18 protein-coding genes and 1 riboswitch are annotated in these 19,594 nt (G+C 40.9%); of the genes, 5 read left to right on the top strand and 13 right to left on the bottom strand.

Features of this window, described 5'->3' with window-relative positions; all coding sequences use genetic code 11:
- Positions 1–254, top strand: a 254-nt coding sequence (locus QCD85_RS16490; protein ID WP_301263257.1) for an IS3 family transposase, incomplete at its 5' end; no start/stop codon positions are given.
- Between the two features lie 58 nt (positions 255–312).
- Here the strand turns inward: QCD85_RS16490 and QCD85_RS16485 are convergent.
- The 4 genes from QCD85_RS16485 to QCD85_RS16470 all read right to left on the bottom strand — a co-directional run bounded on the left by QCD85_RS16485 (position 313) and on the right by QCD85_RS16470 (position 6,035).
- On the bottom strand, positions 313–1,761 hold the full coding sequence (locus QCD85_RS16485) for an ATP-binding protein (RefSeq protein WP_301263256.1): 1,449 nt from the start codon (positions 1,759–1,761) through the stop codon (positions 313–315).
- A complete protein-coding gene (locus tag QCD85_RS16480) occupies positions 1,762–2,478 on the bottom strand; it encodes a response regulator transcription factor (RefSeq protein ID WP_069327893.1) in 717 nt (238 codons plus the stop codon). It abuts the gene before it with no gap.
- A 48-nt stretch (positions 2,479–2,526) separates the two neighbouring features.
- Positions 2,527–3,249 carry a pseudouridine synthase gene (locus QCD85_RS16475; protein ID WP_273612891.1) on the bottom strand — a complete coding sequence of 241 codons (723 nt, stop codon included), beginning with the start codon at positions 3,247–3,249 and terminating at the stop codon, positions 2,527–2,529.
- A gap of 152 nt (positions 3,250–3,401) precedes the next feature.
- A complete protein-coding gene (locus tag QCD85_RS16470) occupies positions 3,402–6,035 on the bottom strand; it encodes a beta-mannosidase (RefSeq protein WP_301263255.1) in 2,634 nt (877 codons plus the stop codon).
- A gap of 339 nt (positions 6,036–6,374) precedes the next feature.
- Between QCD85_RS16470 and QCD85_RS16465 the strand changes: the two genes are divergently transcribed.
- From QCD85_RS16465 to QCD85_RS16455, 3 genes are all read left to right on the top strand, one after another.
- Positions 6,375–7,325 carry an iron-hydroxamate ABC transporter substrate-binding protein gene (locus QCD85_RS16465; protein ID WP_301263254.1) on the top strand — a complete coding sequence of 317 codons (951 nt, stop codon included), beginning with the start codon at positions 6,375–6,377 and terminating at the stop codon, positions 7,323–7,325.
- A 77-nt stretch (positions 7,326–7,402) separates the two neighbouring features.
- On the top strand, positions 7,403–8,419 hold the full coding sequence (locus QCD85_RS16460; protein WP_301263253.1) for a FecCD family ABC transporter permease: 1,017 nt from the start codon (positions 7,403–7,405) through the stop codon (positions 8,417–8,419).
- Positions 8,419–9,426: a FecCD family ABC transporter permease gene (locus tag QCD85_RS16455; RefSeq protein WP_274172903.1), complete on the top strand. Its 1,008-nt coding sequence runs from the start codon at positions 8,419–8,421 to the stop codon at positions 9,424–9,426. Before QCD85_RS16460 ends, QCD85_RS16455 begins: the two co-directional genes overlap by 1 nt.
- Before the next feature lie 154 nt (positions 9,427–9,580).
- Here QCD85_RS16455 and scpB read toward each other — a convergent pair whose 3' ends face one another.
- The 6 genes from scpB to ribD all read right to left on the bottom strand — a co-directional run bounded on the left by scpB (position 9,581) and on the right by ribD (position 14,531).
- A complete protein-coding gene (scpB, locus tag QCD85_RS16450) occupies positions 9,581–10,318 on the bottom strand; it encodes an SMC-Scp complex subunit ScpB (protein WP_301263252.1) in 738 nt (245 codons plus the stop codon).
- A complete protein-coding gene (locus QCD85_RS16445) occupies positions 10,287–11,081 on the bottom strand; it encodes a segregation and condensation protein A (RefSeq protein WP_204823481.1) in 795 nt (264 codons plus the stop codon). Before QCD85_RS16445 ends, scpB begins: the two co-directional genes overlap by 32 nt.
- 305 nt (positions 11,082–11,386) lie before the next feature.
- Positions 11,387–11,854: a 6,7-dimethyl-8-ribityllumazine synthase gene (gene ribH, locus QCD85_RS16440; protein WP_137220647.1), complete on the bottom strand. Its 468-nt coding sequence runs from the start codon at positions 11,852–11,854 to the stop codon at positions 11,387–11,389.
- A 24-nt stretch (positions 11,855–11,878) separates the two neighbouring features.
- A complete protein-coding gene (ribB, locus tag QCD85_RS16435) occupies positions 11,879–12,526 on the bottom strand; it encodes a 3,4-dihydroxy-2-butanone-4-phosphate synthase (RefSeq protein ID WP_273612896.1) in 648 nt (215 codons plus the stop codon).
- 191 nt (positions 12,527–12,717) lie between these two features.
- A complete protein-coding gene (ribE, locus tag QCD85_RS16430; protein ID WP_301263251.1) occupies positions 12,718–13,389 on the bottom strand; it encodes a riboflavin synthase in 672 nt (223 codons plus the stop codon).
- A 41-nt stretch (positions 13,390–13,430) separates the two neighbouring features.
- Positions 13,431–14,531 carry a bifunctional diaminohydroxyphosphoribosylaminopyrimidine deaminase/5-amino-6-(5-phosphoribosylamino)uracil reductase RibD gene (gene ribD, locus QCD85_RS16425; RefSeq protein WP_301263250.1) on the bottom strand — a complete coding sequence of 367 codons (1,101 nt, stop codon included), beginning with the start codon at positions 14,529–14,531 and terminating at the stop codon, positions 13,431–13,433.
- Between the two features lie 467 nt (positions 14,532–14,998).
- Positions 14,999–15,160, bottom strand: a riboswitch (FMN riboswitch).
- Positions 15,161–15,408: 248 nt separating this feature from the next.
- On the opposite strand from ribD, the gene QCD85_RS16420 reads away from it, so the two are divergent.
- Complete coding sequence (locus tag QCD85_RS16420; RefSeq protein ID WP_301263249.1) at positions 15,409–15,780, top strand: hypothetical protein; 372 nt, start codon at positions 15,409–15,411, stop codon at positions 15,778–15,780.
- Positions 15,781–15,882: 102 nt separating this feature from the next.
- Here QCD85_RS16420 and QCD85_RS16415 read toward each other — a convergent pair whose 3' ends face one another.
- The 3 genes from QCD85_RS16415 to lysA form a co-directional block, all read right to left on the bottom strand.
- A complete protein-coding gene (locus tag QCD85_RS16415; protein WP_301263248.1) occupies positions 15,883–17,484 on the bottom strand; it encodes an amidohydrolase in 1,602 nt (533 codons plus the stop codon).
- 83 nt (positions 17,485–17,567) lie between these two features.
- Positions 17,568–17,999, bottom strand: coding sequence for a peptidylprolyl isomerase (locus QCD85_RS16410; protein ID WP_204823474.1), 432 nt, complete (start codon positions 17,997–17,999; stop codon positions 17,568–17,570).
- Between the two features lie 255 nt (positions 18,000–18,254).
- Positions 18,255–19,589 carry a diaminopimelate decarboxylase gene (gene lysA / locus QCD85_RS16405; protein ID WP_301263247.1) on the bottom strand — a complete coding sequence of 445 codons (1,335 nt, stop codon included), beginning with the start codon at positions 19,587–19,589 and terminating at the stop codon, positions 18,255–18,257.
- Positions 19,590–19,594: the final 5 nt, after the last annotated feature.

The raw sequence follows: 19,594 nt of genomic DNA, 5'->3' as shown, positions 1-19,594 counted from the left end.
GTTACGCTCATCTCTTGCAGACGAAAGGACTCACAGGAAGCCATTCCAGACGAGGCAACTGTTTTGACAATGCCTGTGTAGAGTCTTTTTTTTCGCACCTCAAAACGGAGAAACTGTATTTGGAGACTCCTACCACACTCGAAGAAGCCAGATCCCAAATTGCCGATTATTTGACGTATTACAATGAGCAGCGTTTCCAAAGCAAACTAAACGGCCTTTCCCCGAAAGAATTTCGGGAAAAGGCCGCCGTTTAAAAACGTACTTTTTAAGTGTCTACTTGACGGGGCTATGACCATATTTGCTAGCCCTTTTTTATTTGTTATATGTTCCTATTACATTTGACGACACTTCTTCAGAATGCTGAATCGGGAGCAATAACGTAAATTCAGTGCCTTTGCCGATAATACTATCTGCTGTAATACTTCCATGATGAGCTTCTACGATATTACGTACAATCGCAAGACCCAGACCTGTACCACCAGCTTCGCCACGTACACGAGCTTTATCTGCTTTGTAAAAGCGTTCAAAAATAAAAGGAAGATCGTCCATCGGTATACCGGCTCCTGTATCCTGGAACACTACACGCACATGCTCTTTTTCCATATGAGCTGTTACGGTAATTGTTCCACCGGCAGAAGTATGACGAAAAGCATTATCAAGCAAGTTGGTGAATATTTGCTCTAACCGATCGACATCGGCATACAAATGCAAGAACTCGTCACGTACAAAGTTAAGTTTGAGTTCTCTTTCTTTGGCTCGAACAGTAAATTTGCGATAGACTCGATCCATTAATTCATTCAGATCAATCTCATCAAAATTCATATCGATATGGCCAGCTTCCATGCGTGCAAGATCTAATAAATCCTGCACCAATCTACCCATACGTAATGATTCATCATAGATGACCTGCACCAATTCGTCGCTTTCTTCTTTGGACGTAGCCATCCCATCAAGCAATGCTTCACTATACCCTTGAATCATCTGCAAAGGTGTACGAATCTCATGAGATACATTAGCTACAAAGTCACGACGCATCTTCTCTGCTTTGACCTCATCTGTCACGTTACGCATTACCGATACGGTTCCGCGTACATCGTTACCCGAGTATAAAGGAGCCATATTAACAGACCAGACTTGCTGTTTGACATGAATATTAGAACTTTGATCCTGACGTTCTCGAATAACGCTCTGGAACATCGGATATAGAGGTTCTGGCACTTTGCTATCAGCCGTTGTTCCATCTTGTTCTTGACGTTCCCAGCCCGCTTTGTGCCACGTATCCATAATCATTTCGCCTGGTGGATTATGCAGAATCATATTTCCGGATTTATCGAATGTAATCACTGCATCTCCCATACTGCGAAGTATGCTTGCCATTTGTTCTTTTTCCAGCTGTAAATTCTGAATATTTTTTTCCAATTCTTCTGCCATATGATTAAATGCGCTTGCTAATTGACCGATCTCATCACTGGTTTGCAAAGATACGCGGGTATTGTATTTTCCTTTGCGAATCCCGTCTGCGGCTTGAATTAATTGCTGCATCGGTTGTGTAATTTTGGTCAATAAAAAAAGAGCAAAAAAAGTAGTCATCGAGAATCCTACGATCGAGACATAGGTAAATAACCGTTTGATCGAACCGGAATTGGTAAATGTACTATCGATATAAGGTAGCAAAAATAAACCGAGTGTTAACAGTACACAAGCCACTAATGCGCTAATCGTCAGCCACAACTTACCGACAAGCGTTCTCCAGAAGTCCACTTATTTTGGAACCTCTAACTTGTAACCAACGCCCCATACCGTAGTGATCATTGCGGCTGATTCAGGTGATACTTTGTTTAGCTTTTCGCGCAACCGTTTTACATGGGTATCTACTGTACGCAAATCACCAAAAAACTCGTAATTCCATACATCTTTGAGCAATTCTTCACGTGAGAATACTTTATCCGGCGATACCGCTAGAAAATGGAGCAATTCGTATTCTTTCGGCGTTAAGCTAATCTCGTGTCCACTTGCGGTTACACGATGCGCATCATGCTCAATAATCAGGTTTGGAAATACGATATTGTTGCTTGAGTTGTTTTCTTGAGAAAGGTACGCTGTTGCTGAAGAGCGACGCATAATCGCTTTGACCCGATAGATCACTTCACGCGGACTGAATGGCTTAACGACATAATCATCTGCGCCCACTTCAAATCCTTGCACACGATTGACTTCTTCCCCTTTAGCGGTAAGCATCAATACGGGTGTTGATTTGACTTGACGTAGACGACTACATACTTCGATACCATCGATCCCCGGTAACATTAGATCAAGCATAATTAAGCCGTAATCTTCTGCTACTGCTTTGCGTAACGCAGCTTCTCCGTCTTCAGCTTCATCAATCTCATAGCCTTCTTTTTCTAAATACATGCGTAGTAAACGGCGAATACGTTCTTCGTCATCCACTACTAAAATGCGATTCATCTGGTCACTCATTCACTAAAGCCTCCTAGCTGTCATCAATGGATATAAATGATCTCTATGTTATGCTTTACCGCTGCTTTTTAGCTTATCAATTTCTTCTTTGGTCAGGTGGCGATATAGACCACGCTTCAAATTACCTACAAGTAATTCGCCAAAAGAAATCCGTTTCAACCGAATCACTTTATGAGACAAAGCTTCGAACATACGACGAATCTGACGGTTTCTACCTTCATGAATCGTTACACGTATCGTTGCTTGCTTCTTCTCTGTATCAATATCATAATAATCCGCTTCAGCAGGTTGAGTCATTCCATCTTCCAATTGAATCCCTTGACGGAATTTCTCTAGTGCTGTACCGTGTGGTACGCCTTCTACCGTTACATGATATGTTTTGGGTACGTGATGTCTTGGATGAGTTAAGCGATTAGCCAATTCTCCATCATTCGTCAAAATTAAAAGACCTTCTGAATCGTAATCCAGTCGTCCTACAGGATATACACGTTCACGAACACCTTTAAGATAATCGCCTACAATTTTACGTCCTTCTGGATCAGAAGCACTTGTAATAACCCCTTTAGGTTTGTTGAACATAATATATACTTTTTTCTCCGCAGCAATCGATCGTCCATTAACAATAATCTCGTCCACTGTTGGATCTGCTTTGGTTCCAAGCTCAGTGACAACTTCACCATTGAGAGTTACTTTACCTGCTACAATTAACTCTTCACATTTACGTCGGGAAGCTATACCTGCTTGTGCTAATATTTTTTGCAATCGTTCCATAATAGTTAATTCACCTCACACTAATGATACTCATCTATGCACAAAATCACAAGACACTCCCCAAGTTTATTGTGATTTTAGGGAGTTTCATGTGATTTTGAAAGGATATATAGAGAAGCACAACTGACTATTTCATCAATCTAGATCAAATCTTACGAAATATGGATAAAATCTGCCATCGATTGAACTTGCAAATCTTCTGGCTTCGCAGGTACAAATTGTGGTGAATGAGATACCGATGGTTGTACAATATTGGATTCAGACTGCATTTCGTTAGCATGGTGCACATCTTCTAGTGTCTGTAATTGCTTGAATTGAATTGTTTTGGTCACTCCAGGAATCAGATCAAAGAAGTTATCGCTAAATATGCCTTCGCTTGCTGTATTTAACCATACCTGACGCGCCAACACATCTGTGGTCAATTCATAAGCAATAACGCCATCGACTTCTGTTTCTGCGATTTGAATATTCGGTTGTTGTAAAGGTAACTCGGTTGCAGATACAAAATAAGCAATCTCTGTATGAAGTAGTTGATTTTCGTGCTCTAATTCTGCTACCAGAATCGCTTCTGCTGGATTCACGTCTCCAAGTAACTGTTCTGTCGTCAAAGATAGTAATTGAATCGCTTCTCCACCTGCAAGGGTAAGAGATTGCGGCATTTCTTTGTACAATGTACCGTCTATTCCAAGTACTTTGACACGAACTGTTAATGATTTGGGTGCAATCAGATCAGAGACAAGATGAATATTGACTGTACCTGAGACTGAATTATCAACCGATAATAAAATATCTTCAAAACTACGTTTGGCATAATATTGGACCGCTTTCCAGCGACCATAGTAATCCATACTTGACCATGATGCAACAGGCCAACAATCATTCATTTGCCAGTATAATGTTCCCATACAATACGGTTTACGGCGACGATGAGCTTCGATGGCAGTTTTCATCGCTTCAGCTTGTAGAACCTGACTCATATACAGAAACGAAGGAAAATCTTTTGGTGCTGGTAAATATTTATCCATGTATTCTTTGATCAATCGATTGCCTGCTCCATTTTTCTGATGACGAAGCATGACTTCAGATTCTAATTCCAAATCGGATTCTTCAGCATACGTACGAACCGATTTGTACTCTGGAAACGATTGGAATCCATACTCACTCATAAATCGACCGATATACGTATTGTAGCGTTCAAATGGCTCACTGTTATGCCATACACCCCAATAGTGGATATCTCCAGAATCTGTTATGCCATGTGTATGTTGTTTTTCATTATTTGTCACTGCAACAATTGGCGATGACGGCCAGTATGAGATACCCGGATGCTCTACTCGCACTACTTCTGGTAATAACTCATGGAATAATGACTCATAATCAGCCCAGATCTGTGCACGCTGTTCTGTATTGTAGTCTTTTTTCCAACCCCAACCACCATCTTCTACATATTGAGACCACGCAGAATCGATCTCATTATTACCACACCAGAGTACAATACTTGGATGATTACGTAGTCGGCGAATATTATCTTCGGCTTCGGCTTGAACACTATCTAAAAACTCTTCATCACCTGGATACATACTGCAAGCAAACATAAAATCCTGCCATACCAGAATACCGTATTCGTCACAGAGGTCATAGAATTCATCATTTTCATAAATACCGCCACCCCACACACGAAGCATATTCATATTGGATTCTATAGCGGTTACAATCTCATGACGATAACGCTCTAATGTCACTCGTGGTGAGAAGCTGTCATTCGGAATATGGTTCGCCCCTTTAGCAAAAACAGGTACACCATTCAGTTCAAAATAAAACGAAGTGCCCGGATAATCTGGATGAGGTTCAGTCACCAGACGGATGGAGCGAATACCTGTCCGTTCTGATTTCACAGCCAGTGTCTGATTCTGCTCTAACACCTCTACTGTAAACGTATACAGATGAGCGTCTCCTAGACCTCTTGACCACCATAATTTAGGATTATCCAGTAAAAGTGGAATCTGTACAGCATCTGTACCTTCCGCTAATGTCACTGTCTGTTCCCAATTCTGTCCATCCGCATATACACGCAAGTTCACCTGACGTTCTTGTTCCGAATAAATTTGGACAACAGCTGTAAGATCAGCAGATTCTACATGCACTTGATTTTGACGAATATATACATTTTCGATACGTACGTCTGACCATGCGACCAATTCAGCTTCACGCCAGATACCGCTAGTTACAAAACGTGGACCCCAATCCCATCCATAATGATAAGGAGCTTTACGAGCAAATATACTCACTCTTTGATCTCCTAGCTCACCAACTTCAGATTGATCATTGCTCGCAGGTAATCCGTAACCTAATGCTTTTAGCTTCGGTAAGTCTTCCATAATAGGAGAGCGGAAATGAATACGAATATCGTTAGCGCCTAATTTTACATAGGGCTTTACATCTGCACGCCATGTGCGGAACATATTATCTGCTGATAGTACATGCTGTTCATTAACATATACATCTGCATAGGTATCCAGACCAGCAAATACAAGTTCAATATGCGAATGATTGAGCACAGGTGCTTCTACATCAATCGTTGTTATGTACTCCCAATCTTTTTTATCAATCCATTGTACGTCTTTTTCATTCGTACCATAAAAAGGATTCGAAATTTTACCATTATCTAATAAGTCAGTATGCACTGTTCCTGGCACAGTAGCTGGTAACCATTCTGATTCATCGACAGCTTTGAAAGTCCATTGCTTTAACGATTGACGAAATTGTAGCGCTTGCAAATTAGTCATAAGACAAATTCATCCTTCCAATATTAGGTTATGAGTACACCTTACTACGACTGCATTTAAGAAGCAAATCGACTACTACGCTCTAACGTCTATGTTACTAGATTACATGACTGAATACGACAATTTGCAATCGATTACACGGTTTTACTGTTTTTAAGACTGACTTATCACTTGAATATTTTGGTATCTATTTTGCTTTCAAACTTACCCTCTTTCTGCATGATTTTGGTTACATTTTTAAAATAAATATTGACAAAAAAATCACATCGTTTTAAAGTTTGAGAGTCGTTGTATGATAATGATTATCAATTTCATTCTATATTAAAGGGGAATTTACGTATGAAAAAAATGTTGTTACCATTAATGATGGTGATTGTGTTGGTATTAAGCGCATGTGGTAATCAGTCTGGTAATACGGCTACTACCGATAAAGCAAGCTCTACAGAAACAGGCACTTCTGCTCCAGCTACTACCGGTACTATCACTTATCAATCCGAGACAGGCCCTGTAGAAGTTCCTGCTAATCCACAACGTGTAATCGCTCTAGCAGGTTATGCAGGTAACTTAATTGCTCTTGGTGTTCCTCTGGTTGGTGTAGATTCATGGACCAAAGCTGATCCTAACTTTGCAGAGCAATTAAAAGATGTCGCTGAAGTATCTGACGATAATCTAGAAAAAATAATCGAACTCAAACCAGATCTAATTATTGCGGCAAGCGATACTAAAAACATAGAAAAATTAAAAAAACTCGCTCCAGTTGTTACTTATACTTATAACAAAGTCGATTATTTAACACAGATTGAAGAAATCGCTAAAGCGGTAAATCAAGCAGACAAAGGCGCTGCGTGGATTGCTGACTTTAAAGAACGTGCACAAAAAGCAGGTGCTGAAATCAAAGCTAAAATCGGTGATGATGCTACTGTAACTGTTATGGAAGGCGATTCTAAGCAACTGTATGTGTTCGGTAGCGCTTGGGGACGGGGTACAGAAATCATTTATCAAGCGATGGGTCTGAAAATGCCTGAAAAAGTAAAAGAAATGACTTCGAAAAAAGGATATTATGATCTATCGCTTGAAGTATTGCCTGAATATCTAGGAGATTATGTTTTCTATAGTAAAGACCCTAGCGTAGATGCTTCGTTCCAGAATACAGATACGTACAAAAATATTCCAGCTGTTAAAAACAAGCGTGTATTTGAAGTGGATGCACGCGGATTCTACTTTAATGATGCAGCATCACTTGATTATCAGCTTGACTTTATTACCAAATCGTTGCTAGGTAAATCTTAAATGTAAATGACAAATGAAAAGAAGGAGCGCCTAGCGTTCCTTCTTTTCTAAATACAGAGAAGGAAACGATCCGTATAATGAAAAATGCTATGACTACCAAACATTTTCAAGCTTTTCTGATCAAGTTAATATTGATGTTGTTGCTGTTTGTTGTTGTATTTGTAATCGCTATTATGGTCGGTGCTAAAAATATTTCATTATCTGATATCTGGAATGCGATATTTCATCCGCAGATCACAGGTGGCGATATTTCGATTATTCGTGAATTGCGTCTGCCGCGTGAGATTGGCGGCGTGCTGGTAGGAGCTGCGCTGGCTGTTGCCGGGGCTATTATGCAAGGTCTTACGCGTAATCCTTTAGCCGATCCCGGTTTACTCGGATTAAGTTCTGGTGCAAATGCTGCATTGGCTGTCGCTCTCGTTTTTCTACCAGGCGTTGGTTACTTCGGTATTATGATCGCTTGTTTTATCGGGGCTGCTGTAGGCATGTTACTTGTTTTTGGATTGACCGCACTGCGTAAACGGAATATGTCGCCATTACGTATGGTGCTGGCAGGAGCAGCTGTTTCAGCTTTGTTATCGGCTGTCGCTGAAGGAATCAGTCTACAATTTAAAATTTCTAAAAATGTAACGATGTGGACATCTGGCGGATTGATCGGCACTACATGGGGACAGATTCAGAGTATTACCCCTGTTATCGTAATCTGTATTGTGATCGCTATTCTCTGTTCACGTCAATTAACCATTCTTAGCTTAAATGAAAGCACTGCTGTAGGATTGGGTCTGCAAACACATCAGATCAAAATGATTTTATTTGTATTGATTACATTACTTGCAGGAGCATCAGTAGCACTGGTTGGAAATCTGGCATTTATTGGGCTGATGATTCCTCATCTTGTGCGTATGATTGCAGGTACTGATTATCGTACGATTTTGCCCCTATCTGCGATTGCAGGCGCTACCTTTATGGTATTCGCAGATACGTTAGCACGCATGATCAATGCTCCTTTTGAGACACCGATTGCAGCTATTATCGCTATTATTGGACTGCCTTTCTTTCTACTGATTGTGCGGAAAGGAGTGCGCTCATTATGATGAAGCAACTACAACCTGCCCGTCAGCAAAAAATGATTCTTGGTATATTGACCATTATTATTTTAATTACAATGGTGATTGCACTCAGTGTTGGTGCTTCTTCTGTATCGTTTGACCGACTGATTCCTACATTGCTGGGGAACGGTACATTTGTAGATGACTTTGTACTGTTCTCGATTCGATTGCCACGTATGTTAGTGACATTGCTAGCAGGAATGGCGCTTGCTTTGGCTGGTTCTGTGTTGCAAGGTGTTACTCGCAATGAATTAGCTGATCCCGGGATTGTCGGTATTAATGCAGGTGCAGGTCTGGGTGTAACTGTATTTTTCTTATTTGCTCCACTTGAAGTTGGAACATTTGTCTACATATTGCCTGTCGTTGCTTTTGCAGGGGCACTGATTACCGCTATATTAATTTACCTCTTTTCCTATAGTCGTACTGAAGGTATGCAACCGATGAAATTCATTATCACAGGAGTCGGATTTTCATTAGCATTATCCGGTTGTATGATTGTGTTGATCTCTTCGGTAGATCGAGTGAAAGTGGATTTTATTTCAAGATGGTTAGCTGGCAATGTGTGGGGAACGGATTGGCCATTTGTGATCGCACTGCTACCATGGTTGATTGTGCTGATTCCATTTGTATTGTACAAATCCCGTTCACTGAATCTATTAGCACTCAATGAAGGAACAGCGATTGGTGCAGGTGTACCGATTCAAAAAGATCGCATTTTGCTTATGTTAGCTGCTGTCGCTCTTGCCGCGTCTGCGGTATCTGTTACAGGCGGTATTGCTTTTATCGGGCTGATGGCTCCTCATATCGCGAGGGCATTAGTAGGCCCACGACATCAACTATTTGTACCTGTATCGATTTTGATCGGTGGTTGGTTATTGTTGCTTGCAGATACGATCGGTCGTAACCTCGCTGATCCTGATGGAATGCCTGCGGGAATCGTAGTCGCTTTGATCGGAGCACCGTATTTTCTTTACTTGCTGTTGAAAAAGTAATACTTATCGAAAATAACTGTATAATTAACAGTAAAAGATACGCAAAAAGCCAAAATGATTGTCGGATCAATTCCCAATCATTTTGGCTTTTTTTGGACTATATTATCTTATCTAACGATTCTATTCAGATTACTTGTGTGCTGGATAGCTCAGGTTAATCTAGTGGTGTATTTTTGGAAGAGTCCGACGGTGTAGCGATAGTCTGATCAGAAGTAGAACGTTCTTCTGCACCTGATCCCTGATCAGATACAATATCTTCTGCTATTTCTGTGAGCTCTTCACCCAATTCTTCTAACACTTCTATATCTTCACTATGAACCTGTTCTTCCAAGCGTTCGAACAATAGCTGTGTTTCCCCTTCTAAATCTTCTGCATTTTCAAAAGCAGAAGCATCGGGAAGTTCACGAATATTGCCAAGTCCGAAATAATCTAAAAATGACTTAGTCGTACCGTATAAAATAGGGCGTCCTATCGCTTCAGCCCGTCCTGTTTCTTGAATCAAATCTTTATTGACTAATGTGTAAATTGCACGCTCGGATTTGACACCACGAATCTCTTCAATCTCAATTCGTGTAATCGGCTGGCGATACGCTACAATCGATAATGTTTCAAGCGCGGCTTGAGATAAAGAAGAACGGGAAGGTGAGTATGCCAATCGTTCATAATATTCAGCATGCGCACGTATCGTAGATAACTGATAGCCACCTGCGATATTAACCACCTGAATCCCCCGTCTTGCTTTTTTCAGATCAGCTTGCAGTTCTTCGATAGCGATCTGTACCGTTTGTACCGGTTGATCGGTTACTTCTGAAATCTGCTTCGCATTTAATCCTTCTTCTCCAGCCAGAAATAACATACCTTCAATAATCGACTTCAATTTCTGGGACTTCATTGTTACTTATTTCACCTCTCCACTCCATCACGATATCGTCAAAAAGCCGGCTTTGGTAGCAGGAAATTTGCTTCATTTTCATTAATTCCAGCACAGCCAAAAAAGTCACCACGATCTCATGACGATACATTTCCTGGTGTAGCAGTTTGGAAAACAACAAGCTTTCTCCTTTTCCTAACCCTTGAAACCGGGTAGACACTTCACGTATCCGATCCTTCACCGAAATCTCATCACGCTGAATCCGGGTCACCTGTGTACGGCGTACGACTTTACGAAGAGCTTTGCGAAAAGCCTCCATCAAATCTATCGTATGCAGACCTTCCACTGGATTCACATCGTCTTTCGGCATAAAAGGGGTCAAGTCTTCCGGTTCTTTTGTAAAAATCAGGCTACGCTCGGTTTCCATTTCTCGCAAATGCACAGCAATTCCTTTGTACTTGCGGTATTCCACCAGCTTGCGTACTAACTCTGCACGCGGGTCCAGATCGTCTTCCTCATAATAATCAAAATCATCCATCTCCATCACAGGCGGACGTGGCAATAGCAATTTGCTTTTGATCGACAATAATGTCGCTGCCATCACTAGAAATTCACTGGTCACTTCAAGTTCCAATTCTTTCATGCTATGAAGATATTCCAGATATTGATCTGTAATTTTGCTGATCGGAATATCCTGGATATTAATTTCAGATTCATCAATTAAATGAAGCAACAAATCGAGCGGCCCTTCAAACGTTTCCAGTTTGTACAGTACAGTCGTCACTGGACCACTCCTCTTAATCAATAGATTCTCATCTCTTATTGTATCTTAATCGCGCACTTTGCACAGTATATATTCAGCAAAAAAAGGGCAATCCCTGTTTCTGCCCTTTTTTTCGCTTATTATTTTATTATCATACGATAAATATTGTAGATATAACATATACATTTGCAGTAAACACGATAGCAATAACATCAAAACAATCTTTTATTGTACAAGATGAATGATTACCAAATGAACTAAAACATATACCATATCAAACTACATTCAAGCGTACGTGCTTATTGCTCAAAGATAGACTTGATCTATTATTTCATCATTTTAGTTAAATTCGCCATTTCGATCGCTGCGTTAGCTGAATCCCAACCTTTATTACCTGCTTTGGTTCCTGCGCGTTCAATCGCTTGTTCAATACTTTCAGTCGTTACAATACCGAAAATAACAGGTACGCCTGTTTTCAAATTAATGGCAGATACACCTTTAGCTACTTCATTACATACATAATCATAATGAGTTGTAGATCCGCGAATCACTGTACCTAATGTGATCACTGCATCATACTTTCCGCTTTCAGCCATTTTTTGCGCAACTAAAGGAATTTCAAAAGCACCTGGAACCCATGCCACATCAATATCATTTTCAGCAGTACCATGACGCTTGAGCGCATCAAGTGCTCCACCTAACAATTTGGTGGTAATAAATTCATTAAAACGTCCAACAACGATACCAAATTTAAGATCCTGCGCGATTAAATGTCCTTCAAAAATATTAGCCATAGTGTTCATCCTCTTTTCGGTAGATTAGTTTGAGTGGGTATTCACGGTTGGAGATGTCTGCTCCAAATAAGCTATTAAAGCTTGAATGCTGATCAATTGAAGATGGTGTTGCTTGGCGATTGCTTCGAGCTCGGGCAAACGCGCCATCGTGCCGTCTGTATTCATAATTTCACAGATCACACCAGCAGGTGGAGCATCACATAAGCGAGCCAAATCAATTGCTGCTTCTGTATGCCCGGGACGTTGCCGTACACCGCCTTCACTTGCAATCAATGGAAACATATGACCCGGACGGCGAAAATGGGCTGGTGTAGCTTCTGGATCGGTCAGACCTATTACTGTCATAGATCGCTCTTGTGCAGAGATACCTGTAGAAGTACTAATATGATCGACGGATACCGTAAAAGCTGTTCCATGATAATCAGTATTTTGCGCTACCATCGGAATCAGTTCTAACTCGGCAGCACGTCCACTTGTGATCGGAGCACATACCAAGCCTCGACCTTCTGTGACCATAAAGTTGATCACTTCAGGGGTAGCACGATCTGCCAAAGCGATAAAGTCGCCTTCATTTTCCCGATCTTCATCATCGACTACGATAATCACTTTGCCCTGTTTGAGATCAGCTACTGCTGCTTCTATCGCATCTAAGTTTGTAGATTTGTGATTCATCGATATAACCTCCCTCTTGAACCTTGTCGCGCTTATGGTGCCAAGCGCTTATTGTAAGATATTTTGCTTTGCAAAAATCATTTTTTTATTGAACCTTCTCGCGCTTATGGTGCCAAGCGCTTACTGTAAGATATTTTGCTTTGCAAAAATCATCCTTTATTAAACCTTGTCGCGCTTTTATTACCAAGCGCTTACATATATCCATTTTCCTGCAAAAATTGGCTTGTGATTGATGGCTTTTTCTGACTGGTAGCATCATTCGCTGTATTCGATTGGTATTGTAGTAAATGCTCTACATACTTACCAAGCACATCGCATTCAATATTGACCATATCGCCTGCTTTTCGATAAGCAAGTACAGTTTCTTTGAGTGTATGTGGAATGATAGAGATTGTGAATGAAGTTGTCGTTACCGATACAACCGTCAAGCTGATGCCATCAACAGTGATAGATCCTTTCGGAATAATATAACGAAATAGATCATGATCGGTCGGAGCAATCTGGAAAATAACAGCATTCTGGTTGCTTTGTATTTGTTCAATATGTGCTGTGCCATCGACATGACCTTGTACGATATGCCCTCCGAAGCGTCCATTCGCTATCATTGCTCGCTCTAGATTAATAGGGCTACCTGTTTTTAAATGTTTAAGGCTAGAAGAACGATACGTTTCTGGCATGACATCTACGGTAAATAGAGAATCTGCTATCGTGGTAACCGTTAAGCATACCCCGTTGCATGAGACACTATCTCCAATCTGAAGTCCGTCCATAATACGTGATGCTTGAATACCAAGTACCATCGTTTCACCACGCCGTCCATTTTGTCGGAGTGTACCTATTTCTTCGATCAGTCCGGTAAACATAGACATCCTCCTTTCTACCAAGATGGTCTGCTATTTGAATATTAGAGATGATGATAACGTGGTAATCCACTGATATAAATATTGTCATCTAACGTCTCTATTTCGATCTCATCTAGTGTTACAGCTTGATTCATTTTTTCAAATCCATCAAAAGCGAATGTTGATAACGTACCGCCAATAATCTTAGGAGCAAAAAATAAAGTAACTCGATCGATCAGTCCTGCTTCAAGCATCGAACCATTTAATGTACCGCCACCTTCTAACAAAATCGAAGAGATCTCAAGTTCGCCAAGCTTTTTCATCGCAAAAGGAAGATCTACATACGGCCCGCTACCACAGATGATAACGGTGATGCCACGTTCTTGCAGTTCATGGATACGATCCCGATCGGCTTGATAAGTAGTGACAATAATCGTAGGCGCTACGTCTGTATTCAATAACTTGGCGGTATCTGGAATACGTAGTTGTGAGTCAATCACAATACGGGTAGGCTGAACGCCAGGTACTTCTGTACGTGTAGTCAGCTCAGGATCATCGGCTAATACTGTGCCGATTCCCACCATAATACCTTGATGACGATGACGCATCGTATGAACGATCGCGCGTGCATCGCTATTGGAGATCCATTTGCTATCACCGGTACGAGATGCTAGACGACCATCTAACGTACTGGCTGTTTTGAGCGTCACAAAAGGGAGCCCTGTTGTAATATATTTGTTAAACGTTTCGTTGAGTCGTGCCGAGCGCTTCGCCAATACACCGGTCACCACTTCGATTCCATGATTACGCAGTCGTTCGATTCCAGAACCTGCTACCTGTGGATTCGGGTCTACAGCAGCAACAACGACTCGTTTTACTTTTTCTTTGATCAGACGATCACTACAAGGTGGCGTTTTGCCATAGTGACTGCATGGTTCTAACGTCACATATGCTGTAGCGCCTTCTGCTTGATCTCCTGCCATATTAAGTGCATGTACTTCAGCATGTCCGGTTCCTCGCTGTAAATGTGCACCCATTCCTACGATTCTGCCGTCTTTCACAACCACACAACCGACCACAGGATTAATATCTGTCTGCCCTTGAGCTTTTTCTGCCAAGTCCAGTGCTAGGGTCATGTAAAATTCATCATTGATTACGTTCATTATTCAGGGCTCCTTTGACACCATAAAAAATTCATAACTGCATCCTTTGTGCTTAATCAACATGCTGTTACAAGTTTGATCGTAGTATCATCATATTTAGTTACTATTCATAATTTAATAACTAAATTATAAAGTGTATACCGATACAATGACAAGCAAAAAGCCCTGTAAACCGGAAGAGTATCCGAATGTTTACAGGGCTTAACATAATAATGTATAGGAGTAAGAATCTAATGTACTTCTTATAGAGTGCGCATATGTCTGTATATCTACAGCGCAAAGACTGTATACCTACTGCTGGTTTCAGTTTGATCCACTGATCCAATTTCTACATATGTGCTACGTATAGAATCTATTTAGATGCCAAAGAAACCTAATGATGCTCAGGTATCTTGCTTCATCAAAATAGTAAACTATACACTCAAATAAGTGCACCTTAATTCAGAAATCGCTGTGCAAGCGATCTCTGTATCCCTCTCCCATCCAGACTATACTGTCGGCTCCGGATTCTCACCAGATCCACCGTCTATGGTTATTACACACATAGCCGGGTCACGGACTTAGAGATCACATATTATCTTGATCTCAACACCGCCGGTGGGGAATTTCGCCCCGCCCCGAAGGATAAATTATGAAGTTATTATCACCATTTCGCTGTGATGTTGAAATCATATCATCCACACACGCAAAAATCAAGAAACCTAACTTTTTCTATAAGCTACACGCTGTGATATCACTATTATTCATTTCATCTACAGGTGCTCTTATGACTCTACTACCTCTATTGTTGTATAATAAATTCGCGTTTTATTTTTTAAAATGATAGATTGTTTCCGTCTAATATCCTTACCATTACACTAATCGAAAGGTGATTATTATGTTTTTAATCAACAAAAAACTAATAAGCAAATTGACTACACCTTATCAAGAAATGAATATGCATATCTGTTATGCTACACCTCAACACTTTTCAGCGTATTCCAGTAAAGCTGTATTGCTACTTAATGATGAAAAACTTATCGTTTTATTTCTTAACTTCTTTTCTTCCAAAGTGATCCATACCGTTGAATTACCGATTGCTGATCTACAAGAGCATCATTATAATCAAGGAATTTCGCTGGCTTCAACATGGTCATTTCAAAGTAACGGACAATCGTGGCGCTTTCAGATTCTCAAAAAGATTATTCCGCTCGGTAAGATGCAACAACAGTTTTTAGACTTTCTACATGACCATATAATCTATACATAAATAGAACGCAAAACAACCCTAATAACCCTCTTCTACAGTTGTAAAAGAAGGGTTATTAGGGTTGTGAAATATCTATCTTCTGAGTAGATAGACCCTAATCGTTTACGCTTGATAAGCAATCTGTCCATTCACCACTGTCATACGAACAGCCGTCTGCAACAGAGATTCGGAATCCGTAGTAATATCTCGATCAATTACTGTAAAATCAGCCGCTTTGCCAACGTGAATACTACCACGTTCTTGTTCTTCGCCTGCTGCTTGTGCACTGCCTACTGTAAACAAATGAATCGCTTCAGCAATACTAAGTCGCTCCTGTGGTAGATACCCTTCGGCTGGCTCTGTAACATAAGGTCTACGACGGGTAACGGCGGCATGGATACCGAGCATCGGATCAAGCGGTTCAATAGGTGCATCGCTTCCACCTGCACAGATCACACCAGCATCTATTAACTTTTTCCAGGCATATAAATAATCGGTACGTTCTGCACCTACACGCTCCATCACCCAAGGAAAATCACTGGCAACAAATCGAGGTTGGATATCTGCAATAAGTGGTAATTGCGTCATTCGCTCAAGCAGTTGTTGATCCAATACCTGCGCATGGATAAATCGATCAGGCAAGTGTGAAATACCTTGCAACGGATGAGTTTCCATCGTTGATAATGTAAGATCTGCCGCACCATCACCAATGGCATGTACAGCAATCGGATAGCCTAGCGAACGAGCATAGGATGTAATTTCATTTAACTGTGCTGTCGTATGAATCGCCATTCCGCGTGTATGAGGTGCATCACTATACGGTTGTTGTAATAGCGCTGTACGCCCTCCAATCGCTCCGTCAGAGAACAATTTGGCTGCACCAATACGTAACCATTCATCTCCGTCACCTGCCCGTAATCCCAATGCTTGGGCTTCTTGTAAATGAGTATAAAAAATCAATTGATGGGTGCGGAATTGTAGTCCTTCTGCATGCAATTCACGATAAATCTGTAGCATAGTCTCTATACTTCCCAAAAATCGTAAATCTTCAGTATGGGATGCGGTCAATCCTAATCGAAGTGCATCCTGACAAGCGCGCCGAATCGCTTCTTTTTTGGTAGTATAATCTGGTTCTGGCTGTACTGCGGTAAAAGCCGCTGAAGCTTCTTCATAAATCCATCCGTTCAACTCTCCAGCTTCATCCCTTCCAAACGAACCGGCTTCAGGATCAGGTGAAGATGAGGTCACTCCTGCTTTGGCAAAGGCTACACTATTACCTAAAAAAGCATGAAAACAGGTACGGGTCAGATAAATAGGATGATTTGTCGTAATCTCATCCAACTCTGTTCGTAGTGGCGGAATCGGTGGATCAAAATTATTCTCATTCCAGTTCAATCCAACAATCCATTCCCCTACAGGTGTTACTTCTGCACGCTGACGGATCAACTGAATCATATCTTCTTTGGAGGTCACGTCTGAGAAATCGAGCATAGATAATTTCATTCCATGCATAGATAAATGCATATGCGAATCGACTAAGCCGGGCAATACATAAGCACCATCCCAGTCCACTTGACGATAATCTTTGCCTGATAATTGTAGCGATAATTCTTGCGTCGTACCGATTGCAGAGATGATTCCATTTTCTATGTAAACTGCATCTGCTTCTGCGGGAAGATGAGAGCTAAATGCAAATTTGCCATGGGTGAATAATGTTCCTGACATTGGTTTACACTCCTTTAGCAGATTTTTAGTAAAAAAAGAGCCTGCATTATAAATGCAGACCCTTATTGCTGTTGAAAAAAAGCTTACGCTTCTACAACTGCAACAGTTTCCATTTTGTCGCTACCTTTAAGAGCATCAACATATTCCAAACCTTTTACTACTTTACCGAACACTGTATGTTGTCCATCCAAGTGTGGTTGTGGTTGGTAGCAGATGTAGAACTGGCTTCCGCCTGTGTTGCGTCCTGCATGAGCCATAGCCAAAGAACCGCGCTCGTGTTTGTTCGGGTTGATTTCGCAGTTTATTGTGTAACCAGGACCACCAGTACCTGTACCGTTAGGGCATCCGCCTTGTGCTACAAAACCAGGGATAACACGGTGGAATGTTAATCCATTGTAGAAACCTTCGTTTGCTAATTTTTCAAAGTTAGCAACCGTATTCGGTGCATCTTGTTCAAACAGGTCGATTACTACTTCGCCGCCGTTTGCAAGTTTGATGTTCGCTTGTTTAGACATAATATAATAAATCTCCTCTCAATTAAAAACAGAAATTAGGATGCTTGCCTCTACTTCACTCTAGTACGATTAAGCAAGAATTAGTTCTGTAGGACAGCATCCTATTTAGTTTACTATGAAAATGAATTCTGCGCAAAGGCATGTTCACTTGTTTATCGTTTTATATGGTGAGCAATACACTCAAAATTCCAGTTCATATAGAGATAATGACAGCATTTTTTTATATACTATCGTTGCTATAGTGATTCTATTTATTTATGAAGCGGTAATCGTAGCTTTGCTTAGGCGAGCAGGAATAACGTCATTGCCTGTAATATCTGCAAGTGTTTCTCGCTCTACAATCACATCACTTTTGCCGTCTTTGACTAATACCACTGCCGGGCGACGAATTCGATTATAATTGCTTGCCATTGAATAATTGTATGCACCTGTACACGCTATAGCTAATAGATCGCCAGCTACCGGAGAAGCCAGCTCAATATCCCAGATCAGCATGTCGCCACTTTCGCAGCATTTACCAGCTACGGATACCAGTTCTGTCTCTTCATCTGTTGCTCGATTGGCAATCACTGCTTCGTATTTCGCTTCATATAGAGCGAGACGCGGATTATCTGTCATACCGCCATCGACTGATACATATTTACGTACATTGGGAATATCTTTGTTCGAGCCTACTGTATATAATGTCGTTCCGGCATCGCCTACGATACTACGACCGGGTTCTACCCAGATTTGCGGTAATGTTCCTTCTAATTTGGCAAAGTGTTCTTTCACCGCTGTCGTGATCGCTTCTACATAATCAGCTACTTGTAATGGCGTATCTTCAGCTGTATACCGAATACCGAATCCTCCACCCAGATTGATAACGGTAAATGAAATGCCTTCTTGTTGCTGTACTTCAAGCGCAAAAGCCGCAACACGCTCTACAGCTACTTGAAAACCATCTACTTCAAAAATCTGTGAACCGATATGAGAATGAATACCAAGCAATTTAACATTTTGCAATTGATGAGCTTCTTTGACTGCTTGATAAGCTGTTCCATTGCCTACATCGAATCCGAATTTGGAATCTTCTTGACCGGTTGAAATATATTCATGGGTATGTGCTTCTACCCCTGGCGTTACACGTAACAAAATATTAGGAATCAGATTTTTGGAAGCGGCTATCGCATTTAATACTTGCAGTTCGACAAAGTTATCGACTACAAAGCAACCAATTCCTGCATCTAGAGCCATCTCTAATTCATCAGGTGTTTTGTTATTACCATGAAAATGTATCCGTTCTACAGGGAATCCAGCTTGCATCGCTGTGTATAATTCACCCTCAGATACCACATCCATCGACAATCCTTCTTCTTCTACAATCCGGCACATCGCCATCGTACAAAAAGCTTTGCTAGCATAAGCTACTTGAAAAGTTAATCCTGATGCTTCAAAAGCTTGCATATATTCCTGACAACGACTACGAATTAAATGTTCATCCATAATATATAAAGGTGTACCATATTGTTCTTTTAACTGAACGGTATCACAACCACCGATCACAAGATGACCTTGATCATTTATTTGACTTGTTCCATGTAAATACATCTGTT

The organism is Paenibacillus sp. PsM32 (assembly GCF_030433815.1).
Taxonomy (GTDB): domain Bacteria; phylum Bacillota; class Bacilli; order Paenibacillales; family Paenibacillaceae; genus Saccharibacillus; species Saccharibacillus kyungheensis.
Note: the sequence above shows the minus strand (reverse complement) of the source record. Positions and strands in the feature narration are given on the sequence as shown.

What these genes read in the sequence shown, in the direction of transcription:
- QCD85_RS16420 (WP_301263249.1), top strand. Translation starts at nt 15,409, where the DNA reads ATGTTTTTAATCAACAAAAAACTAATAAGCAAATTGACTACACCTTAT.
- ribB (WP_273612896.1), bottom strand. Translation starts at nt 12,526, where the DNA reads ATGAATCACAAATCTACAAACTTAGATGCGATAGAAGCAGCAGTAGCT.
- QCD85_RS16465 (WP_301263254.1), top strand. Translation starts at nt 6,375, where the DNA reads ATGAAAAAAATGTTGTTACCATTAATGATGGTGATTGTGTTGGTATTA.
- scpB (WP_301263252.1), bottom strand. Translation starts at nt 10,318, where the DNA reads ATGAAGTCCCAGAAATTGAAGTCGATTATTGAAGGTATGTTATTTCTG.
- QCD85_RS16475 (WP_273612891.1), bottom strand. Translation starts at nt 3,249, where the DNA reads ATGGAACGATTGCAAAAAATATTAGCACAAGCAGGTATAGCTTCCCGA.
- QCD85_RS16415 (WP_301263248.1), bottom strand. Translation starts at nt 17,484, where the DNA reads ATGTCAGGAACATTATTCACCCATGGCAAATTTGCATTTAGCTCTCAT.
- QCD85_RS16480 (WP_069327893.1), bottom strand. Translation starts at nt 2,478, where the DNA reads ATGAGTGACCAGATGAATCGCATTTTAGTAGTGGATGACGAAGAACGT.
- ribE (WP_301263251.1), bottom strand. Translation starts at nt 13,389, where the DNA reads ATGTTTACCGGACTGATCGAAGAAATAGGTACACTCCGACAAAATGGA.
- ribD (WP_301263250.1), bottom strand. Translation starts at nt 14,531, where the DNA reads ATGAACGTAATCAATGATGAATTTTACATGACCCTAGCACTGGACTTG.
- QCD85_RS16460 (WP_301263253.1), top strand. Translation starts at nt 7,403, where the DNA reads ATGAAAAATGCTATGACTACCAAACATTTTCAAGCTTTTCTGATCAAG.
- QCD85_RS16470 (WP_301263255.1), bottom strand. Translation starts at nt 6,035, where the DNA reads ATGACTAATTTGCAAGCGCTACAATTTCGTCAATCGTTAAAGCAATGG.
- QCD85_RS16410 (WP_204823474.1), bottom strand. Translation starts at nt 17,999, where the DNA reads ATGTCTAAACAAGCGAACATCAAACTTGCAAACGGCGGCGAAGTAGTA.
- QCD85_RS16455 (WP_274172903.1), top strand. Translation starts at nt 8,419, where the DNA reads ATGAAGCAACTACAACCTGCCCGTCAGCAAAAAATGATTCTTGGTATA.
- ribH (WP_137220647.1), bottom strand. Translation starts at nt 11,854, where the DNA reads ATGGCTAATATTTTTGAAGGACATTTAATCGCGCAGGATCTTAAATTT.
- lysA (WP_301263247.1), bottom strand. Translation starts at nt 19,589, where the DNA reads ATGTATTTACATGGAACAAGTCAAATAAATGATCAAGGTCATCTTGTG.